Source organism: Massilia sp. NP310, from assembly GCF_019443485.1.
Classification (GTDB): Bacteria; Pseudomonadota; Gammaproteobacteria; order Burkholderiales; family Burkholderiaceae_D; genus Telluria; species Telluria timonae.
In genome coordinates this window covers 2,034,623-2,053,624 of record NZ_CP080379.1, presented here as the reverse complement: position 1 = coordinate 2,053,624, position 19,002 = coordinate 2,034,623, and the positions used below count along the sequence as shown (strand labels likewise).

The 19,002-nt window shown below is 66.4% G+C and carries 17 protein-coding genes; 12 read left to right on the top strand and 5 right to left on the bottom strand.

Annotation, left to right across the window (positions count from 1 at the left end; translation table 11 throughout):
• The first annotated feature begins 66 nt into the window (after window positions 1-66).
• The 5 genes from KY496_RS08865 (at window position 67) to crcB (ending at window position 5,643) form a co-directional block, all read left to right on the top strand.
• Window positions 67-1,278, top strand: coding sequence for a winged helix-turn-helix domain-containing protein (locus KY496_RS08865; protein ID WP_219864514.1), 1,212 nt, complete (start codon window positions 67-69; stop codon window positions 1,276-1,278).
• A 220-nt stretch (window positions 1,279-1,498) separates the two neighbouring features.
• Window positions 1,499-2,083, top strand: coding sequence for a hypothetical protein (locus KY496_RS08860; protein WP_219864513.1), 585 nt, complete (start codon window positions 1,499-1,501; stop codon window positions 2,081-2,083).
• 79 nt (window positions 2,084-2,162) lie between these two features.
• On the top strand, window positions 2,163-4,817 hold the full coding sequence (locus KY496_RS08855) for a DUF349 domain-containing protein (RefSeq protein WP_219864512.1): 2,655 nt from the start codon (window positions 2,163-2,165) through the stop codon (window positions 4,815-4,817).
• A complete protein-coding gene (locus tag KY496_RS08850) occupies window positions 4,814-5,272 on the top strand; it encodes a molybdenum cofactor biosynthesis protein MoaE (RefSeq protein WP_219864511.1) in 459 nt (152 codons plus the stop codon). Before KY496_RS08855 ends, KY496_RS08850 begins: the two co-directional genes overlap by 4 nt.
• Window positions 5,257-5,643, top strand: a complete 387-nt coding sequence (gene crcB / locus KY496_RS08845; protein WP_219864510.1) for a fluoride efflux transporter CrcB — start codon at window positions 5,257-5,259, stop codon at window positions 5,641-5,643. The genes KY496_RS08850 and crcB overlap by 16 nt, the downstream gene beginning before the upstream one ends.
• A gap of 70 nt (window positions 5,644-5,713) precedes the next feature.
• On the opposite strand, the gene KY496_RS08840 is transcribed toward crcB, so the two are convergent.
• From KY496_RS08840 to KY496_RS08830, 3 genes are all read right to left on the bottom strand, one after another.
• Window positions 5,714-5,923: a hypothetical protein gene (locus tag KY496_RS08840; protein ID WP_219864509.1), complete on the bottom strand. Its 210-nt coding sequence runs from the start codon at window positions 5,921-5,923 to the stop codon at window positions 5,714-5,716.
• A 76-nt stretch (window positions 5,924-5,999) separates the two neighbouring features.
• A complete protein-coding gene (locus KY496_RS08835; protein WP_219864508.1) occupies window positions 6,000-7,715 on the bottom strand; it encodes a diguanylate cyclase in 1,716 nt (571 codons plus the stop codon).
• A 119-nt stretch (window positions 7,716-7,834) separates the two neighbouring features.
• A complete protein-coding gene (locus KY496_RS08830) occupies window positions 7,835-8,122 on the bottom strand; it encodes a hypothetical protein (RefSeq protein WP_219864507.1) in 288 nt (95 codons plus the stop codon).
• A 191-nt stretch (window positions 8,123-8,313) separates the two neighbouring features.
• Between KY496_RS08830 and clpB the strand changes: the two genes are divergently transcribed.
• The 4 genes from clpB (at window position 8,314) to KY496_RS08810 (ending at window position 15,292) form a co-directional block, all read left to right on the top strand.
• Window positions 8,314-10,923: an ATP-dependent chaperone ClpB gene (clpB, locus tag KY496_RS08825; protein WP_219864506.1), complete on the top strand. Its 2,610-nt coding sequence runs from the start codon at window positions 8,314-8,316 to the stop codon at window positions 10,921-10,923.
• A 301-nt stretch (window positions 10,924-11,224) separates the two neighbouring features.
• Window positions 11,225-12,523: an isocitrate lyase gene (gene aceA, locus KY496_RS08820; RefSeq protein WP_005666794.1), complete on the top strand. Its 1,299-nt coding sequence runs from the start codon at window positions 11,225-11,227 to the stop codon at window positions 12,521-12,523.
• Between the two features lie 168 nt (window positions 12,524-12,691).
• Window positions 12,692-13,867: a 23S rRNA (adenine(2030)-N(6))-methyltransferase RlmJ gene (locus KY496_RS08815; protein WP_219864505.1), complete on the top strand. Its 1,176-nt coding sequence runs from the start codon at window positions 12,692-12,694 to the stop codon at window positions 13,865-13,867.
• Between the two features lie 132 nt (window positions 13,868-13,999).
• Window positions 14,000-15,292 carry an EAL and HDOD domain-containing protein gene (locus KY496_RS08810; protein WP_219864504.1) on the top strand — a complete coding sequence of 431 codons (1,293 nt, stop codon included), beginning with the start codon at window positions 14,000-14,002 and terminating at the stop codon, window positions 15,290-15,292.
• Window positions 15,293-15,319: 27 nt separating this feature from the next.
• On the opposite strand, the gene KY496_RS08805 is transcribed toward KY496_RS08810, so the two are convergent.
• Window positions 15,320-16,069 carry an SAM-dependent methyltransferase gene (locus tag KY496_RS08805; protein ID WP_219864503.1) on the bottom strand — a complete coding sequence of 250 codons (750 nt, stop codon included), beginning with the start codon at window positions 16,067-16,069 and terminating at the stop codon, window positions 15,320-15,322.
• Between the two features lie 18 nt (window positions 16,070-16,087).
• Entirely contained in the window at window positions 16,088-16,684 is a 597-nt protein-coding gene (locus KY496_RS08800; protein WP_219864502.1) for a Maf-like protein, read from the bottom strand.
• 96 nt (window positions 16,685-16,780) lie between these two features.
• Between KY496_RS08800 and KY496_RS08795 the strand changes: the two genes are divergently transcribed.
• From KY496_RS08795 to plsX, 3 genes are all read left to right on the top strand, one after another.
• Entirely contained in the window at window positions 16,781-17,278 is a 498-nt protein-coding gene (locus KY496_RS08795; RefSeq protein ID WP_208277943.1) for a DUF177 domain-containing protein, read from the top strand.
• A 247-nt stretch (window positions 17,279-17,525) separates the two neighbouring features.
• The gene (rpmF, locus tag KY496_RS08790; RefSeq protein ID WP_005666806.1) at window positions 17,526-17,708 is read left to right on the top strand and encodes a 50S ribosomal protein L32; all 183 of its coding nucleotides are present in this window, start codon (window positions 17,526-17,528) and stop codon (window positions 17,706-17,708) included.
• 204 nt (window positions 17,709-17,912) lie between these two features.
• Window positions 17,913-19,001 (top strand): phosphate acyltransferase PlsX, encoded by a 1,089-nt coding sequence (gene plsX, locus KY496_RS08785; RefSeq protein WP_219864501.1) that lies wholly within the window; start codon window positions 17,913-17,915, stop codon window positions 18,999-19,001.
• The last annotated feature ends 1 nt before the right edge of the window (window position 19,002 follow it).

Genomic DNA, 19,002 nt, shown 5'->3' with positions numbered 1-19,002 from the left:
GCGCTCGTCTGCTGGAGAATGCCGGGACGGTTGACGCAATGTTGCCCAAACGGTCAGAATGGTTGGATGAGCGAACTGACCTTGTCGATCGGCGCCGCGCGCGCACTGCACCTGGCGGCCCAGGGACTGGCGACGGCGCGCCGCCGCCGCGCCGGCAAGGACGACGTGCTGGCCGCGATCCGGCGCATGCGCATGCTGCAGATCGACACCATCAGCGTGGTCGCGCGCAGTCCCTACCTGGTGCTGTGGAGCCGGCTGGGCGACTACGATCCGGCCTGGCTCGACGAGCTGCTGGCCGAAGGCCACCTGTTCGAATACTGGGCCCACGAAGCCTGCTTCCTGCCGATCGAGGACTATGGCCTGTACCGGCACCGCATGCTGGATCCGGAGGCGATGGGCTGGAAGTATTCGGCGCGCTGGATGCGCGAGCGCGCCGACGAGGTGGCGCGGCTGGTCGAGCATATCCGCGCCGGCGGGCCGGTGCGGGCCGCCGACTTCGCGCGCCAGGACGGCAAGTCGGGCGGCTGGTGGGAGTGGAAGCCCGAGAAGCGCTCGCTCGAGGTCCTGTTCACGGCCGGCGCCCTGATGATCGCGCGCCGCCACAACTTCCAGCGCGTGTACGACCTGGCCGAGCGCGTCCATCCGACCTGGCACGACGACCGGATGCCGGCGCTGGACACGGTGCGGCGCGAATTCGCGCTGCGCACCGTGCACGCGCTCGGCCTGGCGCGGGCGGCGTGGATCCCGGACTACCACCGCACGCGCCGGCCGCACGTCGATCCGGCGCGGCTGGCCCACGAGGGCTTGCTAGTCGCGGCCCGGGTCGAGGGCTGGCGCGATCCGGTCTACATCCACCCCGAGCACCTGGCGCTGGCGCGCCAGGCGGCGGACGGCACGTTGGCCTCGAGCCTGACCACCTTGCTGTCCCCGTTCGACCCGGTGGTGTGGGACCGCCGCCGCGCGCTCGAGCTGTTCGGCTTCGACTACCGGCTCGAGTGCTACACCCCGGCGCCCAAGCGCCGCTACGGCTACTTCACCCTGCCGATCCTGCGCCGCGGCGCCCTGGTCGGCCGCATCGACGCCAAGGCGCACCGCAAGCAGGGCGTGTTCGAACTGCGCAGCGTGGCGCTGGAGCCCGGCGTGCGCCCAAGCGCCAGCCTGGCGCGCGACGTCGCCGGGGCCGTGGCCCGCTGCGCCGGCTGGCACGGCTGCCCACGGATCGCGGTGGCGGGCAGCGACCCGGCCGCTTTCGGTAACATGTTGGAAGATATTTTGTAGAGGAAATTCACCCCGACTGACCTCGCTCGCATTGTGAAATCGGGTTTGAGCAATGTCAAACCTACTGACCTTCTTCTCTCTACACTACGAAGTTCCTGTCGGCCGGCGCATGACAAGCCAGGAACGCAAACCACTGCCGGCTACCCCTATAAAGCATCCCCGACCGCCCCAGGCGTGGATTTTCCACGCGCGCCGGAGGAGCAAATTGAGAGTAGACACCATGCTGACATCAACCTATACGCTGGTCGCCTTGTCCGTCGAGCAGGCACGCGCGCGGATCGAGGTGCAGGCGTTGCTCGAACGCTGGCGACCTTGCGCCTGGTGGGGTGAACCGCCCGCGATGCGCCAGTACCAACAGGCGTGCGATGCACTGCGCCAGGTGTGCGAGGCCTGTCACTGGCGCAAGCTCGACAAGTTCGTGCTGCCGGCGCTGCGCCGCTGCGGCGAGGACGCCGGCCGCCTGGTGGCCGAGCTGGATGGGTTGAGCCGGCAGGCGCTCGATGCGCGCCAGGCGGCGCAGGCCGCCGCTGTCGACGGCGATCCCGGCTGCCTGGCGGCGCTCGAACGCTGCTGCCAGCTGCTGCTCGAACGGCTCGAGCGCGAAGAGCGCGAACTGCTGCCGATGGCGCGCACCATGATCCCGGGCGAGGCCTGGTTCGCCATCGCCAACCAGATGCTGGCGCACGATACGCACCAGAGCGAAAGCCGGGGTGAAACCCGCGGCGCCGACATCGGCGCGATGCGGGCTGTGCCGCCATCTGAGCTTTCTCCGAGGCAAAAGCACGCCTTGCCGCTGGTAAACTGAGGAGCGTAGCCGGGCCGGACATGCCGAACGATACCGGGGTTCTTTGCTATGATGGGAGTTTTGGAAGTGCGATTTCATCATGTTCGAATTCCTATTCAAGCGGCAGGGCGGGAAATCGGCCACGTCCGGCGACAAGCCGGAGGCCAGGCCTGCCGCGGCGAAGGCTTCCGCGGCGGCCGGCGCCGGCAAGTCGGGCAGTGCGGGGTCCCCCCCAGCGGCTGCCCCTGATGCCCGCGCTGCGCTCGCCGATGCCCGCGCGCGCCAGGCCGAACGGCTCAAGCAATTGGGCGCCGACGAAGCGGCCGCCGTCGATTTCATCCTCCAATCCGAATTCTCCGAACTGCGTCTCGCCGCGGCCGAGCTGGTCCATGGACGCGAGCACCTCGAGCGCGTGCATGCGGCGATGCGAAACGTCGATCGCCGCGTGGCCAAGCTGGTGCAGGGCAGGCTGGACGCGATCCGCCACCACGAATCCGAGCTGCGCCGTGGCGAAGAGACGCTGGCCCAGGCCAGGTCGCTGCTGAACGATGCGCTCCTGACCCCGAACCACGTGGCCGAGCTGGACCGCAAATGGTCGGTCATCCGCGCGCCCGAGCTGGCCGCCGACTTCGACACGGTGCGCGCCGAGCTCGGCCGTCGCCTCGCAGCGCAGGTGGCGCTGCAGCGCGCCATGATCGACCGCCTGGCCGTCTTGCGCGGCCTCGAGGCGGGCGGGCTGGACGCGGCCGCGCTGGCCGCGCGCCTGGCCGGGCTGCAGCAGGAGCAAGAGGCGGCCCTGGTCGATCCCGGCCACGCCTCGCTGCCGCGCGCCCTGGTGGCCGAATTCGCGACCGAACACGCGCGCCTGACCGCCAGCCTGGCGACGATCGCGCAAGACCAGGCCGCGCTGGCCGCGCGCGAGGCGGCGCTGGGCGCATGGCAAGACCAGGCCTCGGCCGAACTCAAGCACGAGACCTTGCGCAGGGAATGGCAGCGCCTGCCGGCCCTGCCGGCGAACGCCGCCGGCGCCGCCCTGCAGGCGCGTTTCGACGCGCTGCTCGCAAGCCTGCCGCAGGAAGCACGTCCGCCCAAGCCGGCGCCGGCCGCGAAGGACGGAGCGAAAGAGGGCGGCAAAGAGGGCGCCAGGCCGGCCGCGCGCGGCGCCGACCAGGCCTTCCTCGACAAGCTGGATGCGCTCGAAGCCGCCTTGCAGCAGGGCTCCCTCGGCACTGCCGCCGAGCTCGACAAGGCGCTGAAGGAAGCCAAGGACAAGGGCATGCGCCTTTCCGCGCCGCAGGCCGACCACCTGGCCCATCTGCGCGCCGAGCTCAAGCGGCTGTCGGACTGGGCGCGCTGGGGCGGCAACGTCTCGCGCGAAGAACTGATCAAGACCGTCGAAGCGCTGCCGACCCAGGGCCTGGCGATGGCCGAGCTGGCCAAGAAGGTGGGCAGCATGCGCGATCGCTGGAAAGCCCTGGACAGCCTGTCCGGCCCCGCGCCGCGCAGCCTGTGGGAGCGCTTCGACGCCGCCTGCAGCGCCGCCTATGCGCCGGCCGCGGCCCACTTCAGGCAGCTGGCCGACGAACGCCACGCCAACGCGGCGCGCGGCCAGGCCCTGGTCGAGGAAGCCCAGGCCGAGATCGGACGCCTGCAATCGGGCGAGGCCGACTGGAAACACGTGTCCGGCACCGTGCAGCGCCTGCGCACCGCCTGGAGCCACCTGGGCGCGGTCGACCGCAAGGAAAAGAAGCGCCTGGACGCGCTGTTCGCCGACGCGCTGACCACCTTGCAACGTCCGCTCGAAGACCAGCGCAAGGTCGAGATCGCGGTGCGCGAGCAGTTGATCGAAGAAGTGCGCAAGCTCGACCCGCACGAGCGCCATGCGGTGGACATGCTGCGCGAGCTGCAGGCGCGCTGGCAAGAGCACGCGCGCGCGCTGCCGCTCGAGCGCAAGGCCGAGCAGGCGCTGTGGCAGCGCTTCCGCGGCGCCTGCGACGCGCTGTTCGCCGCGCGCAAGGAGCAGGCGCACGCGGCCGACAGCGAGCGCCGCGCCCACGAGGCGGCCAAGGAAGCGCTGTGTGAACGCCTGGAGGCCGCCGCGCCGGACGCCACGCCTGCCAACGTCGGCAAGCTGCTGCGCGAGGCGGCGGCCGAATGGAATGCGATCGGCCCGGTGCCGCGCGCCCACGAGGCGCGCATCGACAAGCGCTATCACGCCGCCGTCGCCAAGGTGCAGCAGCATGCCGACGCCGCCCGCCGCGCCCAGGATACGGTCCTGGCCGGCGCCGTGCGCGACAAGCTGCGCCTGGTGCAGGCGCTCGAGAACGCGCTGGCCAATCCCGCGGCCCATACCCATGATTCGGACTGGCGCGGGCGCTGGGACGCCATGCTGGCGCTCGAGGGCGGCTACGAGCCGATCCTGCGTGCGCGCTTCGACGCCGCGCTGGCGGCCCTGGACGCGACCGAGGTCGAGCGCGCCGCTTACGTGCGCACGATGGAAGACAACCGCGGGCGGCTGCTGAACGACTTGCTGCGCCTGGAAATCGCGGCCGGCATCGACAGCGGCCCCGAATACGCGCGCGAGCGCCTGCGCCTGCAGGTCGAGGTGCTGCAAAGCTCCCTCAAGTCGGGCCAGAAGCCTGGCGCGCAGGCGGCCGAGCTGCGCGCGCTGCTGGCGCTGCCGGCGCTGCTCGACGTGCGCCTCGAGACCCGCATCGAACACCTGCTGCTGCGCCAGCCGAAGGACAATCCATGAATGAAGTACGGGTGCAGGCCGGGGATTTCGACCTCGGCCACGAAGTGGCGCGCCTGCGCGCGAACGATGCGCGCATCGGCGCCGTGGTGTCGTTTGTCGGCACCGTGCGTGACCTGAACGATGGCGCGAAGGTCTCCGAGATGGAGCTGGAACACTATCCGGGCATGACAGAAAAGTCGTTGGAAGCGATCGCGGCGCGCGCCTGCGAGCGCTGGCCCCTGTACGGCACCCTGGTCATCCACCGCGTCGGCCCATTGGCCCCGCTGGACCAGATCGTGCTGGTCGCCTGCAGCGCCGCCCATCGGGGCGATGCCTTCGCGGCCTGCGAGTTCATCATGGACTACCTCAAGACCGAGGCGCCGTTCTGGAAGAAGGAGCAGACGCCGGACGGCGCGCGCTGGGTCGACGCCCGCGTCACCGACGACAGCGCGAAGGCCAAGTGGGAAGCTCCCTGAGCTTTGCCGCGGTCGGCCTGGGCGCCGCGCTCGGCGCCTGGCTGCGCTGGGCCTTAAGCCTGTGGCTGGGCGGCCTGCACGGCTTCGTGCAGGTCGGAACGCTGGCGGCCAACCTGGTCGGCGGCTACCTGATCGGTATCGCGCTGGGCTTCTTCGCCGGCCAGCCCGGTCTGGCGCCGGAGTGGCGCCTGTTCGCCATCACCGGCTTTCTCGGCGGCCTGACCACCTTTTCCAGCTTCTCGGGCGAGTCGGTGACCCTGCTGCAGCGCGGGGAGGTCGGCTGGGCGCTGGCGCACACGGCCTTGCACCTGTTCGGTTCGCTGCTGCTGTGCGCGGCCGGCTTCGCGACCTGGCGCGCCCTGCGTGGCTGAACCCTCCTACCCATCGGCGCCGATGGCTGCCCGAGCTGGCCATCGACGACGACGACTGGTTCGAGGACGATCATTGCGCCCGGGTGCTGGCCGCGATCGAGGGCAAGAAGTGGGCGTTCTCGTATTCGGTGTACGCCGACGGCAACACCGGCCGCGAATGATGCGTGACGAGATCGAGAGCGTCGGCCTTGGCCGCGGCAACTACGCCGAGCGCTTCGGCGGTTTCGTGCGGCCGAGCGGGCTGGCGATCGACAAGCTGCAGCTGCTGCATCTCGTGCATCTGTGGTCGTGCGCGGCGTGGTGTACGACGCGGTGGACAAGGCCGAGTCGAGCAGTTAGCGCTGGTCGGCCCCGATTCAGCTTGGCGCGGCTGCCTCGCCGTTCAGCGAGAGGGGGGTGGCGGCGACCACTACCCGGTTACGCCCGGCCTTCTTCGCCGCGTACAGGGCGCGGTCGGCCGCCTGCAGCGGATCGGCCTCCTGCCCGCCATCGCCACGCCACTCGGCCACGCCGAACGACGCCGAGATGCCCGAGATCGTCGCGCCCTGGTGCTGGATGACCATCCCGGTCAGGGTCAGGCGTATCGCTTCGGCACACTTCGCGGCTTCTTCGGCGTCGCAATCGGGCAGCATCAGCACCAATTCCTCGCCGCCGTAACGGCACGCCACGTCGCTGGCGCGCACCCGCTGCAACAGCACGCGGCTGGCCGACTGCAGCACGAGATCGCCGCCATCGTGGCCATAGGTGTCGTTGATGCGCTTGAAATGGTCGAGGTCGATCATCACGACCGAGCAGACGCTGCGGCTGCGCTGGGTGCGCGCCAGTTCGCGCTTGAGCGATTCGTCGAAGAATCGCCGGTTGTACAGGCCAGTCAGCGGATCGACGGTCGACTGGTAGCGCAGCGTATTGCGCAGCAAGACGTTGCTGACTGCCAGGCTGAGCTGTTCGGCCAGCGTGACAATGTGCGCGTTGTCGACCGGATTTCCGTCGTGCCAGTCGCCGGCGATCACCAGCATCCCGATCACATCGCCCTGGGAAATCATCGGCACGCAGGCCTGGGTCTCGTGGGCACTGAGCCAGACGGCGCCGTGGTCGCAGCACAGGTCGTGTTTTCGCGTGGCGAGATGGACTTTGCCCAAGCGCAGGCCCCAGCATTCGCCTGGCGCTACCGTGGGCGGCGTCTCCTCTACCTGACCCCAGCTTGCCTTCAGCTCGAGCACGTCACGCGAATTACGATAGAGATAGACCGCGCCAGATGTGTCCGGCAACAATTTGCGCAGGAATACCGGTAACACCTGCTCCAGCTCGGACAGTGTCTTCACGCTGTCGAGCGCCTGCAGCATATTGGCCGTGATCGACAAACGTTCGGCGCGCATGGCCGACTGTTGCGCCAGCTGTGCGTTGCTCTCCGCGAGCGACTTTGACTGGCGCGCCGATTCCGCCTGTTCGTTCAGGCTCCGGGTCACGATGTAGATGGTCGCCCCAATCAGGACCAGGCTGGCCAGGCTGGCGCCGATGCCCAGTGCCGAGTTGTAGCGCAGGGTCGCGGTCAGCTCGTCGCGTAAGCCGTTGCGATGGTCGGCCAGCGCTTTTTGCTGGCGGCCGAGCAGGGTGCGCAACTCGTCCATGATGATCTTGCCGTTCTGGCTGGCCACCATGTCCATGGCCGCCTTCGCATTCCCGGCTTTCTTGAGGCGGATGGTGCGGTCCATTTCAAGCAGCTTCGCCTGGCTCAGTTCGGCGATACGCGCCACCTGCGTGCGCTCCGCTTCCGAACTGGCGTGCCGCTGCAGATGCTCGAGTGCGGCGGGAATGCCCGCCACGCCGGCATTGTACGGGGCCAGGAAACTCTCGTCGCTGCCGATCAGGAAGCCGCGCTGTCCGGTTTCGGCATCCTGCAGCAGGTCGAGCATCAGATTGTAGGCACGTTCCTTGGCCGCCCCTTCCTTCAGCGCTTCAAGGGTGGCGTTGGCCTGGGAACTGCTGAGGATCGGCAGCGTGGCAAGACAGGCAAGGATGACGATGATCAGGGCGCCGAAAATCTTCAGGCTGGAGTCGAGTCGCGAAAACATGCTTCTGAGAAATAATGTATTTGATGAATCATAGCGCTGGTCGGGTATGAGCGATGCATGGAAAAGCCGGCGACTTCCGCTTCAGTTCTGATAACCGGCGCCGGCGCCATAGGCGCGGGTTACGCCGCGAGGCGATATGTCAGGTGGCCGGCGTCAGCGCCGTCGCATATGCCGCACGCGGCCCATACGTTCCCAAGGCGGCCAATGCTGCGTCGTACCCCGTTTCCGCCTGCTCGAAACTGGCTGCCGTCCAGATCGCCGCGAAGTGCTCCGCAGCCCAGGTATTCACCCCGGTCTGCATAGGTGGACGCCCACGGCGCATCGAGCAGCAGCACCCGCCCGCGCGCCAGCATGGCGTGCATCACGGCCGTATCTTCGCTGCGCGCCAGTGCCGGGTAGGCCGGCACGTTCGCACGCCTGGCCGGCGTGGGCCTGGTCGGTGATGAGAATGCTGAATAAATTCATTTGCAGGGACGAAAAGCGTCGTGTGCGCATTGTACGGGATGGCAGGAGAGCACAGCCCGCCAACATCTTGAAATGTCGCCACTCACCCCTATCTTGCTCTCCAGCTAATAACAAACCTCTAGGGAGCAACACCATGCGGCAAGATAAATTGACGACCAAGCTCCAGGAAGCCCTGGCGGATGCCCAGAGCCTGGCGGTCGGCAACGATAACCAATACATCGAAACAGTCCATCTCCTGCTCGCCCTGCTGAACCAGGACGACGGCAGCGCGCGCTCGCTGCTGCAGCGCGCCGGCGTCAATGTCGGCGGGCTGACCAATGCCTTGAAGGCGGCGCTCGAGCGCCAACCCAAGGTGACCGGCGCCGGCGGCAACGTCCAGGTCGGGCGCGACCTGATGGCGCTCCTGAACCTGTCCGATCGCGAGGCGCAGAAACGCGGCGACCAGTTCCTCTCGTCCGAGATGGTGCTGCTGGCGCTGACCGAGGACAAGTCCGACGCCGGCCGCCTGGCGCGCGAGAACGGCCTGGCGCGCAAGTCGCTCGAGTCGGCCATCTCGGCCGTGCGCGGCGGCGAAACGGTGAATTCGCCCGAGGCCGAAGGCCAGCGCGAAGCCCTCAAAAAATACACGCTCGACCTGACCGAGCGCGCCCGCGCCGGCAAGCTCGACCCGGTGATCGGCCGCGACGACGAGATCCGGCGCGCGATCCAGGTGCTGCAGCGACGCAGCAAGAACAATCCGGTGCTGATCGGCGAACCCGGCGTCGGCAAGACCGCCATCGTCGAAGGCCTGGCCCAGCGCATCGTCAACGGCGAAGTGCCCGATTCGCTCAAGGGCAAGCGCGTGCTGTCGCTCGACATGGCGGCGCTGCTGGCCGGCGCCAAGTTCCGCGGCGAATTCGAGGAACGGCTGAAGAGCGTATTGAAGGAACTTGCGCAGGATGAAGGCCAGACCATCGTCTTCATCGACGAGATCCACACCATGGTCGGCGCCGGCAAGGCCGAAGGCGCCATGGACGCCGGCAATATGCTGAAGCCCGCGCTGGCGCGCGGCGAGCTGCACTGCGTCGGCGCGACCACGCTCGACGAGTACCGCAAGTACGTCGAGAAGGACGCCGCCCTCGAGCGCCGCTTCCAGAAGATCATCGTCGACGAGCCGAGCGTGGAGGCCACCATCGCCATCCTGCGCGGCCTGCAGGAAAAATACGAGCTGCACCACCAGGTGGACATCACCGACCCGGCGATCATCGCCGCGGCCGAGCTGTCGCACCGGTATATCACGGACCGCTTCCTGCCCGACAAGGCGATCGACCTGATCGACGAGGCGGCGGCCAAGATCAAGATCGAGATCGACTCCAAGCCCGAAGTCATGGACCGCCTCGAGCGGCGCATGATCCAGCTGAAGATCGAACGCGAGGCGGTGCGCAAGGAAACCGACGAGGCCTCGCAGCGCCGCCTGGAGCTGCTGGGCGAAGAGATCGCGCGCCTGGAACGCGAGTACAACGACTACGAAGAAGTGCTGAAGGCCGAGAAGGCCGCGGTGCAGGGCACGACCCATATCAGGGAAGAGATCGAGCGCATCCGCTACCAGATGGAGGAAGCGCGGCGCCAGAGCAACTGGCAGCTGGCCTCGGAACTGCAGTATGGCCGCCTGCCGGAGCTGGAGGCGCAGCTGCGCCAGGCCGAGGACGCCACGGCCCGCGCCGAAGCCGACAACGTCAAGCCGAAGCTGCTGCGCACGCAGGTGGGCGCCGAGGAGATCGCCGAGGTGGTCTCGCGCGCGACCGGCATCCCGGTGGCGCGCATGATGCAGGGCGAGCGCGACAAGCTGCTGCACATCGAGGACGAGCTGCACAAGCGCGTGGTGGGCCAGGACGAGGCGATCGAGGCGGTGTCCGACGCCATCCGCCGCTCGCGCGCCGGCCTGTCGGATCCGAACCGTCCGTACGGCTCGTTCATGTTCCTGGGCCCGACCGGGGTCGGCAAGACCGAGCTGTGTAAAGCGCTGGCGGCCTTCCTGTTCGACACCGAGGATGCGCTGATCCGCATCGACATGAGCGAATTCATGGAGAAGCATTCGGTCGCCCGCCTGATCGGCGCGCCGCCGGGCTACGTCGGCTACGAAGAGGGCGGTTACCTCACCGAGGCGGTGCGCCGCAAGCCCTACAGCGTGATCCTGCTCGACGAGATCGAGAAGGCGCACCCGGACGTGTTCAACGTGCTGCTGCAGGCGCTGGACGACGGCCGCATGACCGATGGCCAGGGCCGCACCGTGGACTTCAAGAACACGGTGATCGTGATGACTTCGAACCTCGGTTCGCACCGGATCCAGTCGATGGACACCGACGAGCCGGCCGTGGTCAAGCTGGCGGTGATGGCCGAGGTGCGCGGCCACTTCCGCCCGGAGTTCATCAACCGGATCGACGAGATCGTGGTGTTCCACGCGCTCGACGAGAAGAACATCGGCGCCATCGCCCGCATCCAGCTGCACAACCTGGAAGCGCGCCTGGCCAAGATGGAGATGACGCTCGACATCGACGACGAGTCGCTGCAGAAAATCGCAGAGGCCGGCTACGATCCGGTGTATGGCGCGCGCCCGCTCAAGCGCGCGATCCAGCAGCAGATCGAGAACCCGCTGTCCAAGGCGATCCTGGCGGGACGCTTCGGGCCGAAGGACACGATCCCGGTGCGGGTGCGCCATGGCGAACTGGCGTTCGGCGAGGAGACGGTCGACCTGGCCAAGTAACTGAACGGTTGTTCCGGTAACGAAGGGCGCGGCTTTTGCCGCGCCCTTCGTCGTTTTTCATGATGCGAAATCATGGTCCCGCGATGCGGGATGCGCAGCAAATCCGCATGCGGCTGTGCTCTCATGGTAAGAAATTTTATTTCATATTATGGATTGGTGAGCGCAACTATATGAATATAAAGGAATAAATTTTACTTTTCTGTCTTATATAAGAGTGATTGTGCTGCGCACAAACCGGGCTAAGATGATGTCAACGGATTCGCACTACCTTCAATCATGTCTTTGACTTCAGGAGAGCATCATGACCAGCCGTGAACAGCAAATCGCCGAACTGCAGCAAGAATGGGACAGCAACCCGCGCTGGAAAGGCGTGGTCCGCAACTACACCGCGGCCGACGTCGTCCGCCTGCGCGGCTCGCTCCCGATCGAGCACACCCTGGCCAAGCGCGGCGCCGACAAGCTGTGGAAGCTGGTGCACGACGAGCCCTACGTCAACGCCCTCGGCGCCCTGACCGGCAACCAGGCCATGCAGCAGGTGAAGGCCGGCCTGAAGGCCATCTACCTGTCGGGCTGGCAGGTGGCGGGCGACGCCAATGCCGCCGGCGAGATGTATCCCGACCAGTCGCTGTATCCGGCCAACTCGGTGCCGCTGGTCGTGCGCCGCATCAACAACACCTTCCAGCGCGCCGACCAGATTCAATGGTCTGAGGGCAAGGACGACATCGATTACTTCGCGCCGATCGTGGCCGATGCCGAAGCCGGTTTTGGCGGCGTGCTCAATGCCTACGAGCTCATGAAGTCGATGATCGAGGCGGGCGCCGCCGGCGTGCACTTCGAAGACCAGCTGGCCTCGGTCAAGAAATGCGGCCACATGGGCGGCAAGGTGCTGGTACCCACCCGCGAGGCGGTCGAGAAGCTCAACGCCGCGCGCCTGGCGGCCGACGTGATGGGCACCTCGACCCTGGTGATCGCCCGCACCGACGCCGAGGCCGCCGACCTGCTCACCTCGGACGTCGACGCCAACGACAAGGAATTCTGCACCGGCGAGCGCACGGTGGAGGGCTTCTTCCGGGTCAAGCCGGGCATCGAGCAGGCGATCTCGCGCGGCCTGGCCTATGCGCCGTATGCCGACCTGGTGTGGTGCGAGACCGGCAAGCCCGACCTCGAGTTCGCGCGCCGCTTCGCCGACGCCATCCACGCGAAATTCCCGGGCAAGATGCTGGCCTATAACTGCTCGCCCTCGTTCAACTGGAAAAAGAACCTGGACGACGCCACCATCGCCAAATTCCAGCGAGAACTGGGCGCCATGGGCTATAAATTCCAGTTCATCACCCTGGCCGGCTTCCATGCGCTCAACTATGGCATGTTCAATCTCGCCCACGGCTATGCCCGCAGCGGCATGTCGGCCTTCGTCGAACTGCAAGAGGCGGAATTCGCGGCGGCCGAGAAGGGCTTCACCGCCGTCAAGCACCAGCGCGAAGTCGGCACCGGCTACTTCGACGCCGTGACCCAGGCCATCCAGCAGGGCCAGAGCTCGACCACCGCGTTGCATGGCTCGACGGAGGATGAACAGTTCTTCGAAGCGAAGAAAGTCGCCTGAACCGGTAACACCTTCCGCGCCGCTTTTCTTGCCGGCCGCAGCCTCACAAGGGCTGCGGCTTTTTGCGTGGCGCAAGGCATTTCCAGCCCCGGGCGGTTGTAGTGGATAATGGCGCCTAATTCTGCCGCCAACTTTCTTGCGGCAAACCTCTTTTAGGAATTCCAGCTTATGTTGAGCTACCGCCACGCCTTCCACGCGGGTAACCACGCCGATGTCCTCAAGCATTTCGTCCAGGTGCAGCTGCACCTGTACATGAACCAGAAGGACGCCGCCTACACCTATATCGACACCCACTCGGGCGCCGGCGTGTATGCGCTCGACAGTTTCCAGGCGACCAAGACCGCCGAGTTCGATACCGGCATCGGCCCGCTGTGGAACTGCAGCGACGTCCCGGCCCCGCTGAAGGAATACCTCGACCTCATCAAGGGCATGAATCCGAGCGGCAAGATGCGCTACTACCCGGGCTCGCCCTGGGTGGCCGAGCAGATGTCGCGCGAGCAGGATCGCCTGCGCCTGTTCGAATTGCACCCCGCCGATTGCAAGATCCTGGCCGATAACTTCCGCAAGCTCGACGCACACAAGGCCGAGCAGGGCGAGCGCTCGCGCGGCCGACGCGTGATCATCGAGCATGGCGACGGCTTCCACAGCATGAAGGCGCTGCTGCCGCCGCCGTCGCGCCGCGCGCTGGTGCTGATCGATCCGCCCTACGAGATCAAGGACGACTACAAGCGCGTGCGCGACGCGCTCGACGAGGCGCTGGGCAAGTTCCCAAGTGGCACCTACGCCATCTGGTATCCGGTGCTGCAGCGCATGGAGTCGCGCCAGTTCGCCGACCGCCTCAAGCGCCTGCCGGCCAAGGAATGGCTCAACGTCACGCTCACCACCAATACCCCGACCCCGGACGGCACCGGCCTGCACAGCAGCGGCATGTTCATCCTGAATCCGCCGTACACGCTGGAGCCGATCCTGCGCGAAGTCATGCCCTACCTGGTGCGCGTGCTGGGCAAGGATGCCGGCGCCCGCTTCACGATCGAGAAGGGCACGCAGGTGACGGGCGCCGCCGCCGGCCGCCTGGTGGGCGACGCGCCGCGCGCGCCGGTGGGCAATGCGCGCCGCGCCAGTCCGCTGTCGGGCAAGGGTAGCCTGCGCCTGCCGGGCCAGAGCATGCCGCGCGCCGACGAAGCGCCGGCCGCCCCGGCCAAGCCGGCGCGCGCGGGTGGTCCACGCAACGCCGCGCCGCGCGACGGCGCGCCGCGCAGCGCGCGCACCAGCGCGGCGCGACCGGCGGCGCCGGGCGCCCCACGCAACGGGCGAACCCGCCAGGGTGGCGGCGGCCGCGGCTGATCCGCGCCCCGTTCGATTCGATGTCGAAATGCTAAGATTAGCATTTTTGTAGTATAGTCGGCACAGGTGGATGGCGCGTGCCGCCCACCAGGCGCGGCGCGCTGCCGTGACTGTTTCCAGGAGTATTTTTCGATGCATGCCGATGCAACGGCAGCGGTCTCCGTGCCGTCCGATGATTTCTTTCTTGCGCGTCAGCCCATCCTCGGGCGCGACCAGCATCTGGTGGCGTTCGAGCTGCTGTTCCGTGCGGCCGGCGAGGACGACGACGCCAAGCTGACCGACGGCGCGGCGGCCACCGCCGCCGTCATCTCGCATGCCTCGCAGCTCGGCATGGAACAGGTGGTGGGCGAGCAGCTGGCCTTCGTCAACGTCGACGAAGTGGTGCTGATGAGCGACTTCGTGCGCTTCTTGCCATCCCACAAGGTGATCCTGGAAATCCTCGAGACCGTGAAGCCGACGCCGGAATTGCTGGCGCGGGTGGCCGAGCTCAAGGAACTGGGCTTCAAGTTCGCGGTCGACGACGTGGTCGAGCACTCGAGCGAGCTCGACAAGCTGGTGCAGCTGGTCGACATCATCAAGGTCGACGTCAAGGGCGTCGCCCCGAACGAGCTGGCGCAGTTGGTCGATTCGCTGCGCCGCACCGGCAAGCGCCTGCTGGCCGAGAAGGTCGAGACCATCGACGAGTTCAAGCTGTGCATGGAACTCGGCTTCGAATATTTCCAGGGCTATTATTTTGCGCGTCCCGCGATCCTGAGCGGACGCAAGATCACCCCGTCCGAGATCACCATCCTGCGCCTGCTGGAACTGGTCAACTCGAACGCCGACAGCCAGGCGATCGAGACCGCCGTCAAGCGCGACGCCCTGATTAGCCTGAACCTTCTGCGCCTGGTGAATAGCCGCGCGGTGCCGGGGCCGCGCATCGAATCGCTGTCGCAGGCCCTGGTCCAGCTCGGCCGGCGCCAGCTGGGGCGCTGGCTGCAGATCCTGCTGTACACCGCGGCCGGCGCCCGGGTCGAACTCAAGTCGCCGCTGCTGCAGCTGGCCACGACGCGCGGCAAGCTGCTCGAACTGATGACGCTGCGCGTGCGTCCGGGCGACACCGCCAGCGCCGACCGCGCCTTCACGGTCGGCATCATGTCGCTGGCCGAAGCCCTGTTCTCGGTGCCGATGGCCGACATCCTGGCCCATGTCGACATCGCGCACGATGTGCGCGAGGCCCTGCTCGAGCGCGAGGGCGACTTCGGCACCATGCTGCGCATCGCCGAATTGCTCGAGGCGGCCGAGGGCGGCGGCAAGCTGGCCTGCGCGCTCAAGAAGATCGGCCTGACCGTGCCCGAGGTGCGCGAGATCGAGCTGGCGGCGTTCGACTGGGTGCGCGAATTGACCAACGATGCCCAGGCGCCAGTGCAGCAGTCACTGCAGTAGCGATCCTGAAGCCGGCCCGCGGCCGGCTTACTGCCCCAGCAACAGGAACACGGTCGGCTTCTTGTGAAAATCCGGCCCTTTGTTCGCCGCCAGCGCGGCCTTCCACTTGGCCGCCGTCAAGGTGCGCACCGACTCGGTCGCCAGCGTCAGGTCGGTCGCCACGCAGATCAGGGTGCCCGGCTGGCAGCTCGCCGCCAACGCTTCCAGCATGGCGCCGTTGCGATACGGCGTCTCGATCAGCAACTGGGTCTGGCGCTCGGCGCGCGAACGTTTCTCCAGCTCGACGATGCGCTTGGTGCGCTGCGCCGCGTCAGTCGGCAGGTAGCCGTTGAAGGCGAAGCTCTGGCCGTTCAGGCCGCTGGCCATGACGGCCAGCAGCAGCGACGACGGCCCCACCAGCGGACGCACCGCGATGCCGTGCTGGTGGGCCAGGCGCACCAGGTCGGCGCCGGGGTCGGCCACGGCCGGCACGCCGGCTTCCGACACCAGGCCGGCGTCGCGTCCCGCCAGCAGCGGCGCCAGCAGTTGCGCCAGCGCCGCCGGCGGCGTGTTCACGTTCAATTCAGCGATCTCGATTTCCTGCAGCGGCTTGGCCAATGGATGGTCGATCGCGATCAGTTTCAGGAAGGCGCGCGCGGTCTTGGCGTTTTCGGCCACGAAGTAATCGAGCTTGCTGGTCAGCGCCTGCACCTGGGTCGGGAGCAGGGCGTTCAGGGCGCCGGAGTTGGCGTCGGTCGGGCCGAGGGTATTGGGGATCAGGTACAGGGTGCCAGGCATGGTGAGATCAATAGTGGTTCAGGCGCCGAAGAACCGTACGCCGACCTTGCGCAGCATCCCGGTCAGGGCAATCAGCGGCAGGCCGGTGAGGGCGGTCGGGTCGTTCGACTGGATGCTTTCGAGCAGGGCGATGCCCAGCCCTTCGTTCTTGGCGCTGCCGGCGCAGTCATACGGCTGCTCGATGCGCAGGTAGGCGTCGAGCTCGTGGTCCGGCAGGTCGCGGAATGCGACGCGCACCTGCACGTTCTCGAGCTGGGCGGCCTGGCTCGGGTCGGCGACGCGGCCATCCCACAGGCACAGGGCGGTATGGAACACGACTTCGCGTCCGCGCATCAGCTGCAACTGGGCCAGGGCGCGTGCGTGGTCGCCGGGTTTGCCGATCTGCAGCCCGTCCAGCGTGGCGACCTGGTCGGAGCCGATCACCAGCGCGCCGGGATGCAGGGTTGCTACGGCCTGCGCTTTTTCGCGCGCCAGGCGCAGGGCGGTGGCTTGCGGTGTTTCGCCATCCAGCGCCGTCTCGTCGATGTCGGGCGCGATCGCCTCGAAGGGCAGGCCCAGGCGCTGCAACAGTTCGCGGCGGTAGGCGGAGCTCGATGCGAGGATGAGTGGAGGCATTGGTGTCATGGCGCGGTTTGGCAGGAATACGACGGTTTTTTGACGCTGGCGCGAAAAGCCTGCTATTATCGCAGGTTTTCCGGGGTAACTTTCTAAATGAGCGCTTTTGTCATCGACGCCTTCGAGTTTTGCAAGAACGACGGCCATCGTGAAGGCTCTACGCCCCTGGTCGAGATGACCCGTCTCGCCGCCGAGAGCACGGACAAGAGCGGCGATATCCGCTGGTCCATCCAGGGCGGCCAGACCCGTCAGGGCTATCCTTCGCTGACCCTCGCGGTCGCCGGGCATGTGAAGCTGGTCTGCCAGCGTTGCCTGCAGCCTATGGATTACGAGATCGATTCGTCGACCATGCTGGTGCTGGGCGAGAACGACGAGGATGCCGACGCGATCGAGGAAATCCTCGACGACGAAAGCATCGACGTGATCGTCGGCAGCCGCACCTGCGACATCCGCGAGTTGCTCGAGGACGAGGCCCTGCTGGCCTTGCCGCAGTCGCCGCGACATGACGTTTGTCCGGATACGGGCTTGCTCGATAGCCTGAAAACCGATAAAGTATCGCCTTTCGCCGCCCTCAAGAACCTGAAGGCGGACTAAGAAGAGCTAGTAGTAACAATCAGCATTACAGGTTTCGCAGTACGGTGGCGGCAGCGTAGAAACAATGTCGCCCAAAATCTGCAACAAAACGTGTCAAACGCGTGCAATCGAGTATGGCATTCGCGGTAGTTGTAGCAGCGTTCAACATGTCGGCAGCCGTCAAAAGCTTGCCGCCGAGATACTCGATTTGCATCTGGTTTGCATATCGAATGTGTTAAAATTTTAGAACTTTGTACTAGGAGTTATCATGGCAGTTCAACAGAATAAGAAATCCCCATCGAAGCGCGGCATGCACCGTTCGCACGATTTCCTGACCGCCCCTAACCTGGCAGTCGAGCCGACCACCGGCGAAACCCACCTGCGTCACCACATCTCGCCAAACGGCTTCTACCGTGGTCGCAAGGTCCTGAAGACCAAGAACGACGAGTAATCGACGTTCTGGCTTTTAGCATCATGAAAGCGGCGCAACGTATGTTATCTGCGTGGCGCCGCTTTTTCTTTGGCATCTGCTCAGTAACCGGCTGCATCCCTAGCACCGCCGTCATGTTGAACAGCCTGGATCCCGTGCGCATGCGCGCCACGAACCGATCCCCTCTGGCCGCCCGTCCTGTGTGAGCCGCGGCATCTCCAACAAATGACAATTAAAATATCCATTGACTGCATGGGCGGCGATCACGGCCCCTCAGTTACCATTCCGGCAGCCATCTCCTTTCTCAAAAAGCAAGCTGACGCCGAGCTCGTGCTCGTGGGCGTCGAAGATGTGCTGCGCGCAGAACTCAAGAAGCATCACGCGGACAATAACCCGCGCCTGACCGTCAAGCACGCCTCCGAAATCGTCACGATGGAAGATCCGGTCGAAGTGGCCCTGCGCCGCAAGAAGGATTCGTCGATGCGGGTGGCGATCGAGGCCGTCAAGGATGGCAGCGCCCACGCCTGCGTCTCGGCCGGCAATACCGGCGCCCTGATGGCCGTCTCGCGCTACGTGCTCAAGACCATGGCCGGCGTCGACCGCCCGGCGATCTGCTCGATCATGCCGAACCAGAAGGGCGGCCCGACCTATATCCTCGACCTCGGCGCCAACGTCGACTGCGAGCCGGACCACCTGCACCAGTTCGCCATCATGGGCTCGGTGCTGTGCTCGGCGATCGAGGGCATCCCACGCCCGACCATTGGCCTGCTCAATGTCGGCACCGAAGACATCAAGGGCAACGAGGCGGTGAAAGCCACCGGCGTGCTGCTGCGCGCCGACGCCGAACGTGGCAAACTGAACTTTTTCGGCAATGTCGAAGGCAATGACATCTTCAAGGGCACGGTCGACGTCGTCGTGTGCGACGGTTTCGTCGGCAACGTCATGCTCAAGGCGATCGAAGGCCTGTCGCGCTTCATGAAGGCCACGTTCAAGGAAAGCGTCATGTCGATGCTGGGCGCGGTGTTCGCGCGCAAGGCGCTCAAGAAGCTCAATCCGGAACGCTACAACGGCGCCGGCCTGCTGGGCCTGAAAGGCCTGGTCTTCAAGAGCCACGGCGGCGCCAATGCCTATGCCTTCGAGTGGGCGATCAAGCGCGCCTACGATGCCGCACACAATAATGTGCAAGAGCACCTGTCGGCCCTGATCGCCGAACTGATGCCGAGCTCTCCGGTAACGGCCCCGCTAACGGCTTCAGCCGCCGCGCCCGCAGTTACGCCGGCGCCAGCGCTCGACGGCCAGCGCCAGGCGCAATAAC